This is a genomic window from Halorussus rarus (assembly GCF_003369835.1).
Classification (GTDB): Archaea; Halobacteriota; Halobacteria; order Halobacteriales; family Haladaptataceae; genus Halorussus; species Halorussus rarus.
The window spans coordinates 708,940-720,778 of the sequence record NZ_QPMJ01000002.1 but is presented as its reverse complement, the minus strand read 5'-3'; the positions used below and the strand labels follow the sequence as shown (position 1 = coordinate 720,778).

Annotated in this window: 11 protein-coding genes and 1 tRNA gene; 10 read left to right on the top strand and 2 right to left on the bottom strand. The window is 66.7% G+C overall.

Annotated elements, in window-relative coordinates; all coding sequences use genetic code 11:
• Positions 1-116 precede the first annotated feature (116 nt).
• The 10 genes from cmk (at position 117) to DVR07_RS11825 (ending at position 7,722) form a co-directional block, all read left to right on the top strand.
• A complete protein-coding gene (gene cmk / locus DVR07_RS11870; protein WP_115797499.1) occupies positions 117-692 on the top strand; it encodes a (d)CMP kinase in 576 nt (191 codons plus the stop codon).
• Between the two features lie 5 nt (positions 693-697).
• Entirely contained in the window at positions 698-1,567 is an 870-nt protein-coding gene (locus DVR07_RS11865; RefSeq protein WP_115797498.1) for an RNA-guided pseudouridylation complex pseudouridine synthase subunit Cbf5, read from the top strand.
• A gap of 48 nt (positions 1,568-1,615) precedes the next feature.
• A complete protein-coding gene (locus DVR07_RS11860; RefSeq protein WP_115797497.1) occupies positions 1,616-2,695 on the top strand; it encodes a succinylglutamate desuccinylase/aspartoacylase family protein in 1,080 nt (359 codons plus the stop codon).
• A 100-nt stretch (positions 2,696-2,795) separates the two neighbouring features.
• Positions 2,796-2,866 (top strand) — tRNA-Pro (locus DVR07_RS11855).
• A 232-nt stretch (positions 2,867-3,098) separates the two neighbouring features.
• Entirely contained in the window at positions 3,099-3,596 is a 498-nt protein-coding gene (locus DVR07_RS21615; RefSeq protein WP_162829541.1) for a hypothetical protein, read from the top strand.
• Positions 3,593-4,576: a DUF4326 domain-containing protein gene (locus DVR07_RS11845; protein WP_162829540.1), complete on the top strand. Its 984-nt coding sequence runs from the start codon at positions 3,593-3,595 to the stop codon at positions 4,574-4,576. The genes DVR07_RS21615 and DVR07_RS11845 overlap by 4 nt, the downstream gene beginning before the upstream one ends.
• Positions 4,573-4,896 carry a hypothetical protein gene (locus DVR07_RS11840; RefSeq protein WP_115797494.1) on the top strand — a complete coding sequence of 108 codons (324 nt, stop codon included), beginning with the start codon at positions 4,573-4,575 and terminating at the stop codon, positions 4,894-4,896. The genes DVR07_RS11845 and DVR07_RS11840 overlap by 4 nt, the downstream gene beginning before the upstream one ends.
• Before the next feature lie 209 nt (positions 4,897-5,105).
• Positions 5,106-5,381, top strand: coding sequence for a hypothetical protein (locus DVR07_RS11835; protein ID WP_162829539.1), 276 nt, complete (start codon positions 5,106-5,108; stop codon positions 5,379-5,381).
• Entirely contained in the window at positions 5,378-5,848 is a 471-nt protein-coding gene (locus tag DVR07_RS11830) for a hypothetical protein (RefSeq protein ID WP_115797492.1), read from the top strand. The genes DVR07_RS11835 and DVR07_RS11830 overlap by 4 nt, the downstream gene beginning before the upstream one ends.
• On the top strand, positions 5,845-7,722 hold the full coding sequence (locus DVR07_RS11825; protein WP_115797491.1) for a DUF7845 domain-containing protein: 1,878 nt from the start codon (positions 5,845-5,847) through the stop codon (positions 7,720-7,722). Before DVR07_RS11830 ends, DVR07_RS11825 begins: the two co-directional genes overlap by 4 nt.
• A 653-nt stretch (positions 7,723-8,375) precedes the next feature.
• On the opposite strand, the gene DVR07_RS11820 is transcribed toward DVR07_RS11825, so the two are convergent.
• Both DVR07_RS11820 and DVR07_RS11815 read right to left on the bottom strand, forming a co-directional pair.
• Complete coding sequence (locus DVR07_RS11820; protein ID WP_115797490.1) at positions 8,376-8,681, bottom strand: hypothetical protein; 306 nt, start codon at positions 8,679-8,681, stop codon at positions 8,376-8,378.
• Positions 8,682-8,684: 3 nt separating this feature from the next.
• Positions 8,685-11,804, bottom strand: a complete 3,120-nt coding sequence (locus DVR07_RS11815; protein ID WP_162829538.1) for a hypothetical protein — start codon at positions 11,802-11,804, stop codon at positions 8,685-8,687.
• Positions 11,805-11,839 lie beyond the last annotated feature (35 nt).

The following is an 11,839-nucleotide window of genomic DNA, read 5'->3' as shown; positions in this document are numbered from 1 at the left end:
CGTCGGGCTTTCGATTCGCGTGCGAACCTCCGCGTGCGACCGTCTCTCGCGGCGCGTCGCCTCGAACCCCGGGCCGAGTTCAAAACCTCTTTGAGACCGCCACTCCGAGTTGAGATATGTTGATCACAGTCTCCGGCCCGCCGGGGAGCGGGAAGAGCACGACGGCCTCCAAGCTGGCCGAGGCGCTGGGCCTCGAGCACAAGAGCGGCGGGGACATCTTCCGGGAGCTGGCCGCCGAGCGCGGCTACTCGACGCTGGAGTTCAACAAGCTCGCCGAGGAGGACGACCAGATCGACCGCGACCTCGACCGCCGGCTCGCCGACATCGCGGCCGAGGAGGACGACCTCGTGCTCGAGTCCCGGCTCGCCGGGTGGCTCGCGGGCGACCACGCCGACTTCCGGGTGTGGCTCGACGCGCCGCTCGACGTGCGGGCCGAGCGCATCGCCGAGCGCGAGGAGAAGCCTGTCGAGAACGCCCGCGAGGAGACCGCGGCCCGCGAGAGCAGCGAGACCGATCGGTACCGCGAGTACTACGGCATCGACATCACGAACCTCAAGATCTACGACCTCTCGATCAACACGGCGCGGTGGGACGCCGACGCGGTGCTGGACATGCTCGTGACCGCCGTCGAGGAGTACGACGCCGGCGTCGACGAGGGCAAGTACCCCGTGGAACTGGACGCGGACTTCTGACGCCCATGCTCCGCGGACCGCCCGACGACCGCTCGCCCGACGAACTGCTCGCGTTCGGCGTCGTCGACCTCGACAAGCCGCCGGGTCCCTCGGCCCATCAGGTCGCGGGCTGGGTCCGCGACATGGCGGAGGTGGAACAAGCAGCTCACGCCGGCACGCTCGACCCGAAGGTCACCGGATGTCTGCCCGTGCTGACGGGTGCGGCGACCCGGCTCTCGCAGGTCTTCCTGGAGGGCGCGAAGGAGTACGTCGCGGTGCTGGAGCTCCACGACGACCCGCCGGCCGACCTCGACGCCGTCGTCGCGGAGTTCGAGGGGCCGCTCTACCAGAAGCCCCCGCGCAAGAGCGCAGTCGCCCGCCGGCTCCGGGTCCGGGAGGTGTACGACCTCGACGTGCTGGAGGTGAACGAGCGCCAGGCGCTGCTCCGCATCCGGTGCGAGAGCGGGACGTACGTCAGGAAGCTCTGCCACGACCTCGGCCTCGCGCTCGGGACGGGCGCGCACATGGGCGACCTCCGCCGGACCGGCACCGACCCGTTCGACGATTCGACGCTGGTGACGATGGAGGACCTCGCCGACGGGCTGGCGCGCTGGCGCGAGGACGGGAAGGACGACTGGTTACGGGAGGTCGTCCACCCGGCCGAGCGCGCGCTCGAACACCTCCCGGCGGTCACCGTCGCGCCGAGCGCGGCCGCGGAAGTCGCCCACGGCGCGCAGGTGTACGCCCCGGGCGTCATCGACGCGGAAGACGCCGAGGAGGGCCAACTAGTCGCTTGCTTCACCCCGAACGGCGCCGCGGTCTGTCTGGGGACGATGGTCGGCGACCCCGACGCCGAGTCGGGCGTCGTCGTGGAGCTAGAGCGCGTGCTGGTGTAGCGTCTCGCCAGACCCACCTTTTTCACCGCGCCCCGCCACCCTCCGGGCATGCAACTCGGCACCGCCGAATCCGCGCCCGGCGAGCTCGCCACCGGGTGGCTTGACGTCACCGACCTCCCGACCGGAACGGCCGAACGACTCCCCATCGTCATCGCGGAGGGCGAGGAGGACGGCCCGACGCTCTGGATAACGGCCGCCATCCACGGCAACGAGGTGACCGGCCTCGCGGTCGCACAGGACGTGATGACCGACAAATTGGCGGAGGAGATCCGGGGCACTGTCGTCTGCGTCCCGACGCTGAACCCCGCCGGTCTCCGGCGGAACTCCCGGACGTCCTACTACGACGACGAGGACCCCAACCGCTACTTCCCGGACCCCGACGCCGAGAGCGCGCGCCCGCCGAGCGTCCAGCAGCTCATCGACGAGCGCGTCTACGAGGCGTTCGAGGATTCGGCCGACGCGCTCGTCGACCTCCACACCGCCCACGTCGGGTCGATGCCGTTCCTGATTCGGGACCGGGTGCTGTACGGCGACCACCGCACCGAGGACGAGGCCCGCGAGCTCGCGACGGACCTCGAATCGCTCGTCGACGCCTTCGGGATGCCGGTGGTCAACGAGTACGCCGCCGCGGAGTACACCGAGCAGAACCTCCAACGCTCGACCGCAGGCGCGGCCCTGAACAACGCCGGCATCCCCGCGTTCACGGCGGAGCTCGGCGGCCACGAAGTGGTCGAGGAGGACGTCCGCGAGGCGGGCGTCGCGGGCGTCCGGAACGTCATGCGCGAACTCGGCGTACTTCCGGGCGACCCCGACCCCGACGCCGTCGGCCCCGAGGCGCCGGTCGACTACCCGGTCAAGCGCGCAGTCCACCCCCACACAGACACGGCGGGTATCGCACGTCACCGCGTCGACGCGGGCGACGTGGTGGCCGAAGGCGATGTCGTTGCCGAGGTCTGCACGCCCCACGGCGACCGGAAGGCGACGGTGGAATCCGACCACGACGGCTACGTGCTCGGACGAATGGCCGGCGTCGCGGTCTACGAGAACGACGCGCTGGCGAGCATGGCGGTCCGCGACGACGGGGATCTGGTGGTCCCGTGGGACGCGGGCGAAGACGAGTCGGAGTGACGGCGGAGCGGAGTCGAAGCGACCGGTACGCCCGAGGGCGAAACGAAGCGCTTAACTCGGGGACGGCCTTTCGTCCAGTTGCGCGCTATTGCGCGTGAGCGGGACCGTAGGGTAGTGGTATCCTCTGCCGATGGGGTCGGTAGGACCTGAGTTCGAATCTCGGCGGTCCCACTAACCTTTCACCAAGGCTCTCATACTCCGGAGCGAGAGCCTTCAGCAACTCAAAATACGCTCTCTAAAACGTTAGATTTAGAGATAGGGGACTGTAATGGAGGTGTCGCCTGATGGCGGGTCGTGCGGAGTCCGCCGACGCCATCAGTCGTCCGATCTGTAACTACTGTGGCGGCTTCATCGACAAGCCAGGCCAGCAGTGTCTGGCACTCGACGAGGGGAGGTGTTCGCCGTGACGCTGGAGTACCGCAAGAAGCCCAACGGGAAACACCTCGTCGTCACGACCGCCTGCGGCCTCTGCGGAACCTCGCTCCGGCCTCGCCAGGGCATGGCGGACCATCTCCCCCACTGTCCAGTTCGCGACCTCTACGCCGAGCTCGGCGCGCTCCAAGAAGGCGGCCCCGACCCCGATCGCGTCCGGGCCATCATCAAGCACCACGAGGACGACCCTGAAACCGAGCCTCCGGTTCTCGCTGACGGTGGCTCCCTCACCTGCGACGACTGTGGCGGACAGGTCGACCCCGAGAACCACAAGATTCTGATTCGCGACCGCGACGAAATCGAGTACCTGGACCTCTGTCTCGAATGCCAGCCGAAGCACCCGAGCGAGGACCAGTTCACGCCCGCCACCGACGGTGGCTGGATCACGACCGCCGACACGACCTGGTGCCCCGAGTGCCAGCGAGAGCGCGTCAGCTGTGCCCACATCGGACAGGAGGTGGACCGATGAGCCTCGAGGACTGGGGCGCGAGGACGTGGGCCTCCCTCCGGGAGATCCAGCGGGACGACGCTGGCGAGGTCGTCTGTCCCGTCAGCGAGATTCCGATCACCTACTCCCGCGGCGAGATCAGCGTTCCGGTCGTCCGGCTCGCTGACGACGATCTCCGCGAGGCACTCGAGGACGCCGACGTGGAATACGTTCGCTCCCGCGGCTACGAGAGCCCGGACGAAGATCTCCTGTTCCCCGAGCAGGTCGGCGGTCCCGACGCCCACGGCTACTCGAGTCGCATGGTCGGCGTCCGCGCCCAGCTGACCGAAGGCACCGCGTGGATTCCAGTCCGGTCAGACGACCTCGAGGCCGCCGACAGAGCCCACGAGGTCGCCCACGACCCCACGGCTTCCGCTGACGGCGGGAGCACGACCCGTGACGGTACTGGGCCGGCTCGGACTCCTGAGGCCACCAGCGAGCCCACTGAGGTCGAGACGGGAAACGAGGCCACGATTTCCGAGCGCCTCGGCGAAGCCGAGCCACCCGTCGGCGTCTTCGAGCGCCCCGACGTGGTGGACGAGCTGGGCCTCCCGACCGAGTACGAGGACGGCCACCCGCGGTTCACGTACGTCGGTCACTGCCAGGAGGACGACGTGGACGTGTACGCCGGTCGCCACGGCGACGAGGGGAGCCAAAATCTCGTGACTGTCGACGAGCCCGGCGAAGCTGGGTGGCTCGGGAACCCGTACCCCGCGGACGACTTCGGCCGCGAGCAGTCCGTCGCCATGTTCACGAGCTCGCTGTTCCTGGCGCTCGAGCAGCGCCCCGAGTTCGTGGACGCCGTGTACCAGCTCCGCGGGAACGTCCTCGGCTGCTGGTGCCATCGCCTCGAGGACACTGGCGAGGACCATCCGGTGTGTCACGCCGACGTGATAGCTCGGGTGGCCGACCGCGTGCTGAAACGTCGCCCGGAGGGCGACCAGGGCGGTGATCAGGTGTGACCGGGCAGTCCGCGAACGAGACTGAGCGCAGCAAGGGGGACGCCTTCGTGCGCTCACTGCTCGCCGAGTCCGACGACCTCGATGCCTCCAACGACCTCGAATACCTGCTCGGGCTGATCGGCGAGGCCATCAAGTACCACCGAGATTTCGAGAGCGACAAGGAGCGCGCCCAGTGGGTCGTCGCTCAGTGGTGTCAAGAGACCGGCTACCACCCGGACCTTACCGAGTACCCGACCGGCCAGACGGTCCCGAGAGGCACGACGCCCCCACGGCTGGACGGCTACCAGCGGACCCTTCTGGAGGGAGAGAGCGATGACTGAGCAGTCCGCGGACAGAATTGAGCGTCGTAAAAACACCGGAGGGCTACAGTGGTTGGGACACTGGACTGTGCCTTTTGAGGCACGTTCCCCCCTGATAGGGAATGGTGGACCAGACGTAATAGTCTGTAGGATTCCTAAGGTATTCACTAAACAAGTGAATGCTGAAATTGGGCAGTCGAGCACGGCCACCCAGCAGGGCGGTGATTCCGATGCCTGAACAGGCCAGCTGCCTCCAGGTTAGCGACCACGCCGAGCGCCGGTGGCTCGAGCGGTCAGAAGCGCCGTGCATGGCCGTCCTGAACGCCTGGGGTGCCGCCACCCCTATCTACGGCCACGGCCTCGAGGGCGACGAGGTTCGGTACCACGAGCTCTCCGAGACCGTGCTCGTCCGGAAGAACACCCAGCTCGTCACTGTGATTCACGCGCCGACCGCGAAGCTGACCGTCCGCCGCGCGGTCCACCACTTCGGAGGTCGGTCCGAATGAGCCAGACTACGCTCTCGTCCCGCGAAGCGGGAGATAACGCCGAGAGCGCCGTCCTCCAGGTCGTCGCCGAGCTCGAGTACGTCCCGGACGAGGAGGCCCTCCACTACGACGCCCGAGCCACGACCCTCGTGACGCCCGACGAGACGGTCCCGTTCGCCGGCATCTGTGTCCTTGAGGCCGGGACCGTCGTGGAGATCAAGACCGTCATGGCGGTCTACGGCGAGAACCAGAAGCACGGCCGGTACTACCTCCGGAAAGGCCAGCACGAGGCGCTGCTGGACGCCGAAGGCGTGTACCTGTTCGGTGTCTGTGAACCGACCCCCGACCGCGACGTGATCGCGCTGAAGGTCGTCCCCGCGACGATCGTCGACGAGCTGATCCACTCCTGGATCTCGCCCGACGAGCGCCCCGACTACGCCCAACTGACCTGGACCAATGTCTTCAACCCCAGCGAGGTGGAGCCGTGAGCCTGGACGCTCCGAGTCCGGCCGAGCCGCCGACGGACCCGGATAACGGCCTGGTCCGCGTGGAGGGAATCGAGACCTCCACCGAGCTGCTCCCGCGGCCGACCCGCCACGGCGGGAACCTCCACCTCGTGCTGAACGACGTGTACCGGCCCGAGACCGAGATTCCCCACGACTTCGGCGACCGCCGAATCCGGGACGGCTCGGCCTACCAGTACGCCCGCGCTCGGTGGTACGAGGCGCAGGACGACGGCGAGATCGTCACCGTTGAGGACAGCCGCGGCCGGGAGCGGGAGTACGTCGTCCTCCTGGACGAGTACGAGCTGTTCGGCGAGACGGTCGCCGTTTCGCTGAACAGCTCCCGCTGCGAGCTCGGCCGCGAGACCAGAGGCGGCGCCTTCCGTCAGTGGTTCAAGTACAATCTGACACTCCAGCCCGTGGAGGACGGCGAAATCCAGTGGTTCAAGACCCCTACGACCTCGCTGAACGTGACGCTCCGGCCCCAGTACGCCTCGCTGCTGAAGAAAACTCAGCAAGGGATCTCAGAGAACTGGACGCCGCCGTACGGTGACGGGACCGAGCTCACCGTCCAGACTACGTGGGCCGAGGATAGCGCCGAGATCGAGGACCGCGCCGTCACGCTGCTGTACGACGCCCTCGAGTACGACGTGGACGACCTGGACGTGAACCAGGAGAGCCGGACCTTCTGGAAGAGCGAGGTCCACCACCGGATTTCGGAGGGCGTCGCCGACGAAGTGGTCCACGTGATCCGGCAGTCCAGCGAGCTGCTGGCTCGCCACGAGGCGGAACTGAAAGAGGAGTCCGTGTACAGTGACGGAAAGTGGCAGATCGTGAAGCTCCGGACGGACGGATGGGAGCAGCTGGGGTTTCCGATTCTCCACGGCCAGGAGATCCAGATTAAGCTGTACCTTCCCGACGCGCCGGCCGAGTACCTGGAGTATCCGTATGACCAGCCGAAGGTGGAGGTCTCGCTGGAGGGCCGCCCGAAGGGCGGTGACGCCTACAGCGCCGACCGGTGGGAGCAGATCACCCACATCCTCGAGCAGATCCTACTGTCCCACCTCAAGTGGGCCGACGTGGGCACCGAGCACATCCTCCAGGACGAGCAGAGCCTCGGCCCGGCCGCCGAGCTGCTCCAGTGGGAACACCCGGAGGGCCGCCGTGCGTGGCTCCGCGACCACTACGAGAGCCTCCGGCCCCAGCTGTACGCCGAGGCCCGGAAGGCCCAGACCACGGCCGTCTACGACATTCTCCACTCGATTAAGCGCCGCGGCGTCGCCACGTACGACGAGATTGCCCAAGACGTGGGCCTCGTGAAACGGACCGTCCGCGGCCACGTCAAACGCCTGTGCGGGACCGACAGCGAGCCGGGAATCCTGAAGACGATTCCCGACGCCTGTACGTTCGTCACCTTCAGCGCCCAGTGGTGGGAGGAAGACGCCCACGAGGCCCTGGACGAGGTGTACCCCGAAGACAGCGCCGAGGACCGCCACGACCGCGCCCAGCAGCGCCGGGAGAAGCGTTTCCTGAAGCGGACCCTCGAGGGCGACCAGGACGCCGACCGCGGCGAGCGCGACGCGCTCCTGGAGGCGATCGCCGACGCCGGCCAGGGTGACCGCGACGATCGGGCCGGCGACCAGGACGGCCGCGTCGATCAGGGCGAGACTGTCGACGAGGACCAGGACGATGCTGACGCGGTGAGTTCGTCCAGCAGCGAGAGCGACGAGGCGCTGTGGAAGGCGTTCCGAGAGCTCCCGCTGACCGGTGAGCAGCTCGGGACCGCCCTCGAGGTCGGCGCAATCGCCGACGAGTACGTGGAAGTCCGGACTGATCCGTACCCGACGTTGCGGGACTGAATGGGCCCCGTAGGGGCCACGAGCCCGCTGGTCGCCAGCGGCGGCGCTGTCGCTTTTGCGGTCTTAACCAACTTTTCTCCGACCACCTCCCTCCGAGCGTTGGTTAAGAGGGTCAGAATTCGCCACCTTTCACTTCCGCTGGGATGTTACCGAGGCCGCCCGTGTTGAGTTCAGCCAGTTTTCTTGTGCAAGTATAAATGAATCCTGCCTACGGCCGGCCCCGATTAGGCTCTCTCGCTCCGCTCGAGGCCGCCAGCACCCTTACAGAGAAGGGTGGCAGTGCGGGGTACCTCTCCGGGACCCCTTAGTGAGAGTGCCCCTGGGGGGAAGGGAGAAAACGGCCGGAGCCATAGCGGCTCCGGCCTACCGCAACCGCTCGCCCCGACCGCAACCGCCGTGGACGGACGAGCGAGGCGCTCACGGTGGAAAGCCAGCGGGAGCCCCAGCAGGTGGTACTTCGGAAGGGACCCGTTCCGGGACCGCTTAGGCCGACGCGCGGCCGGTCGCACGCGACTCCCCTCCGGCGATTTGAGGCAAATAGCGAAAAGGGGTGTCAGACCACCGGACGGCGGTCCGTCTTGCGGTCTTTCGGGTGGAGGCGTTTCAGGTGGAACGCTCTCGTGGGTCCTCGAACTCTTCGTACGTCGGCATGGTCAGACCAGCCCGGCCACCCACTGCTCCACGGGGAGCTGGGCGAGCCGCCGCCCGATCACGCCGGCCAGCTCCCGCGCTCGAGCCACGTCCAGAGTCGCCACGCCGAGGACGAGCAGCCCAGCCAGGACCAGCGCCACCACTTGAAGGTCGTGGCGGACTGTGGAGCCCGCGTGGACCGCTTTCGAGCCGGCGCTCCCCAGCTTGTGGGCGTAGAGCGCCACTGCAACGAGCAGCGCCAGCACGCCCGCGCTGACGCCCTGGACGCCAAACGCGCGGACCGCCTCCCGGACGATCTCGGCCAGCATGGCTCAGTCGCCACCACCCTTCCCGAGGTCCAGCGTCACTTTCGTCTCGGGCGTGGACGCCTCAGCCTTCCGTGACTGCCACCACGTGACGACTGAGTACACGACCACGCCGATCGCGGCCAGCCCCGCCAGCGGGACGACCTCCTGGAGGCCGACGTTGATCGCGCCCGAGACCGAGCCTGGCCGGAGGATCTCGAGCGCGCCAAGTCCCGAGCCGAGGCCGACCGCGCCGACCACGGCCCAGCGCCGCCGGCCCTCGAGGTTGGACCGCCCGGTTGCTCCGATCAGAACGATCACCAGCGCCACCCACGCGCCCAGCACGGCGAGCTGCTGAAGCGTTCCATCCGGCGTGCTCTCGTCCCACGAGCCGCCCGCAACCTCGCTATCGCCGGAGTTGTCCGACGAACTCCCTGAGTCTTCGGTCGCCGTCTTGATCGCCAGTACGTCCGAGCTATCGTCATCATAGAGTTCGACGTACGACCCGCTGAACTCGGCTTTGTCCAGGAACCGGCTCTGGTCGACCGAGTAGATTCCGTACGTCTCGCCGACCGACCCGCCGAACCACTTGTACGTCACGTCGGTTCCCGAGCCGGTCCGGCCCGGCGTCACCTCGAACCGCGGTTTCTCCGGCGCCTGGACCTTGAACCCTACATCCCCGCTCGAGAGGCCGACCTCCACGGGAATCGTCGAAACCCGCGCAGATCCGCCCGCCTTCGCGTTCGGCAGGTAGATCTCCTGGCTCCCGTCGGCAGTAAGGACCGCCTTCTCGTCTGGGTTCTCCCACGTCTCCTCTTTCAGGTAGTGAACGCGGTCGCCGTTCGCTGAGGTCCCGACCCCCAGGTGGAACCCGACGCTCCGATTGTCCACTCGGAACTCGGTGTTCAGGCCGTCGTCACCGGGGTCCGTCGGGTCCGTGACGGTTATCTCTCCGTCCACGACTTTCACCTTGAACCCACTCGTCCGGACCGCCAGCTCGTCGCCAGCCTCGTAGCCCGGCGTTCCGTCCGGGTCGGGTGGCGAAATCTTCAGCGTCGTGTGTTCCACGAGGTTCCAGTTCGCCTCCGAGACTGTCGTCCACTCCCCACCGTTCACCCGGTACTCGAGGTTCTGTACATCGTACACGTGCCTCGAGAACGGGACCGTCACGGTCGCCTCGGAGCGATCGCCGGCGTACTGGTGGCTGACGTTGTACGATTCCTTCCAGCCGTCCGCCGCGTACGAGCTCGTGACCTTTACATCCGCGTCGTGGGTGACGTTCAGCCCCACCGAGGGCGTGGGTGCGTCCGCCGTCAGCGAGCCGTCACCGACCGAGACCGAGAGGTTGTTCTGTCCCTCCCGGAGGTGGGTTTTGTCCACGGTCCGCTCGACCGTCGCGCCGTCCGCCAGCACGCCGGAGTAGCTGGCTACCGTCTGATTGTTCAGCGTCAGCGTCGGGTTCCGAGTCTGCGTGACCTCCTGGAGGCGAACCCCCACGTCCACGGTCGAACTGCTTGCTGTCGAAACCGTCAGCGAATCGTCCGACAGCGATAGTTCCGACGCTTGATACGCCACGGTCTCGCCATCCGAAAGTAGCCCGGAGTAGGTTATGTCGTCCACGCCGTCCCCGTCCAAGTCTACGGCGGGGTCCTCGGTGGCCTTCCGTTCCTTCATTTTCAGCGTCCAGTCTTGGATTATTCCGGACCCCGACCAGTCGATACTTGAGGCGGAGGACGACAGTCCGAACTCTTTGGTTACAGTTTCACCATAGTCGAGAGTTCCGAACGACGCCGACGCGCCGTCTGCGCTCGCGTAGATATTCTTCGCCTTCGGAGGGGAGAGTCCAAGCTCGACGTGCGCCGAACCGCTTTCTCCGAGGGAAGTTGTATAAACTGTTCCTGACTCGTCATTTCCATCATTCCACACGGTATAGGACTCGTCAGTGTCAAAGTTCTTTGACACCAACTCTACCGTTATCGGATAGGACGAGGGACTATAATCCTGAATATCAATTACACTCCCGCTCATGTCCCAGTTCTGCTTAACTAACGTCCCTTCTCCATAATACCCGTCAGGGCTGTCCTCCTCGATGTACACGTCTATCGTCCCCGACGCGCCACTCGGAGACAAATCCTCGAAGTAAATTTCGTCGATAGTTGCCGGTCCGCTATCCATCCTGATCTCGCTTTCAATCTCTGTGCCGCCATCGTCTCCAATCATCGCCCAGCCCTGCGTCTTAGAACCGAAATGTGAGAAATTCGACGGGGCAGTTACCTGTAGTGTCGGTTTCCCGTTCGCGCTCAGCCCGGTCGGATCGAGGTTCCCTTCGACGCTAATTGACTGACTGCTCGACGCCGAGACATCCGACACACTCTTGTTATCCCATCGCATGAACCCATCGCCGGTGAACACGATCTCCGGCTTCGAGCCGTTCGGCCCGCGCAGGTCGGTGTTCCCTGCGGGGTTCACCGCCAGCGTGTCACCGTCGCCCAGAGAGGTTCCGCTGACGTTATCCCACTCGGTCGCCGTCCAGCCCTCAAATGTCACGTTTGGATCGCTCGCCGCGTCGTAGCTCCCGAGCTCGTACGTCGATTCCGTTCCGTCCGTCGCCGGCGAGAACGTCTGTTCCACGCGCCCCGAGAACGTCACCGCGTTGCTCGAGAACTTTGGTACCTCGAAGATCAGCAGCCCATTCCGACCGGTGACGTTGGACGCCCACCGCTCGCCATCCTCGTGACGGCCGTACACCACGCGCGGCTTGTAGCCCAGCGCCGTCCGAACCGCGTCGGCCGGCAGCGCCACCTTCCTGCCGTCGTGATTCGTGTCGTCTTTCACCACCAGCGCCACGTTGCCCGCACCCGAAATCTTCGTTCCGACGTACTGCCCCGCGCGCTCCGGCGTCGTCACGATCACCTGGAGCGAGCTGGCGTAGTCCGACGCCATCACCGAGCCCTCCAGATCGTGCGCCTCGAGGCCCACGTCGGCGCCGACCGGAACGTCCTCGACGATGTTCGTGTCCGGCACACCGACGTACCCGTCCGGTGCCGTCACCTGCTGGGCGCTGACCGACGCCGCGCCGACGATCGGCGCCGCCACGAGCAGCAGCACTGCCAGCATGGTCGCTGCCCCCGAGGTCGTCCTGGTCATACTCGCCTCCCGTTCGTTTCCGGCAGCGACACCGT

Bases quoted from the DNA above. Each gene is read 5' to 3' on its own strand.
- DVR07_RS11830 (WP_115797492.1), top strand. From the start codon at position 5,378: ATGAGCCAGACTACGCTCTCGTCCCGCGAAGCGGGAGATAACGCCGAG.
- cmk (WP_115797499.1), top strand. From the start codon at position 117: ATGTTGATCACAGTCTCCGGCCCGCCGGGGAGCGGGAAGAGCACGACG.
- DVR07_RS11815 (WP_162829538.1), bottom strand. From the start codon at position 11,804: ATGACCAGGACGACCTCGGGGGCAGCGACCATGCTGGCAGTGCTGCTG.
- DVR07_RS11835 (WP_162829539.1), top strand. From the start codon at position 5,106: ATGCCTGAACAGGCCAGCTGCCTCCAGGTTAGCGACCACGCCGAGCGC.
- DVR07_RS11860 (WP_115797497.1), top strand. From the start codon at position 1,616: ATGCAACTCGGCACCGCCGAATCCGCGCCCGGCGAGCTCGCCACCGGG.
- DVR07_RS11820 (WP_115797490.1), bottom strand. From the start codon at position 8,681: ATGCTGGCCGAGATCGTCCGGGAGGCGGTCCGCGCGTTTGGCGTCCAG.
- DVR07_RS11865 (WP_115797498.1), top strand. From the start codon at position 698: ATGCTCCGCGGACCGCCCGACGACCGCTCGCCCGACGAACTGCTCGCG.
- DVR07_RS11845 (WP_162829540.1), top strand. From the start codon at position 3,593: ATGAGCCTCGAGGACTGGGGCGCGAGGACGTGGGCCTCCCTCCGGGAG.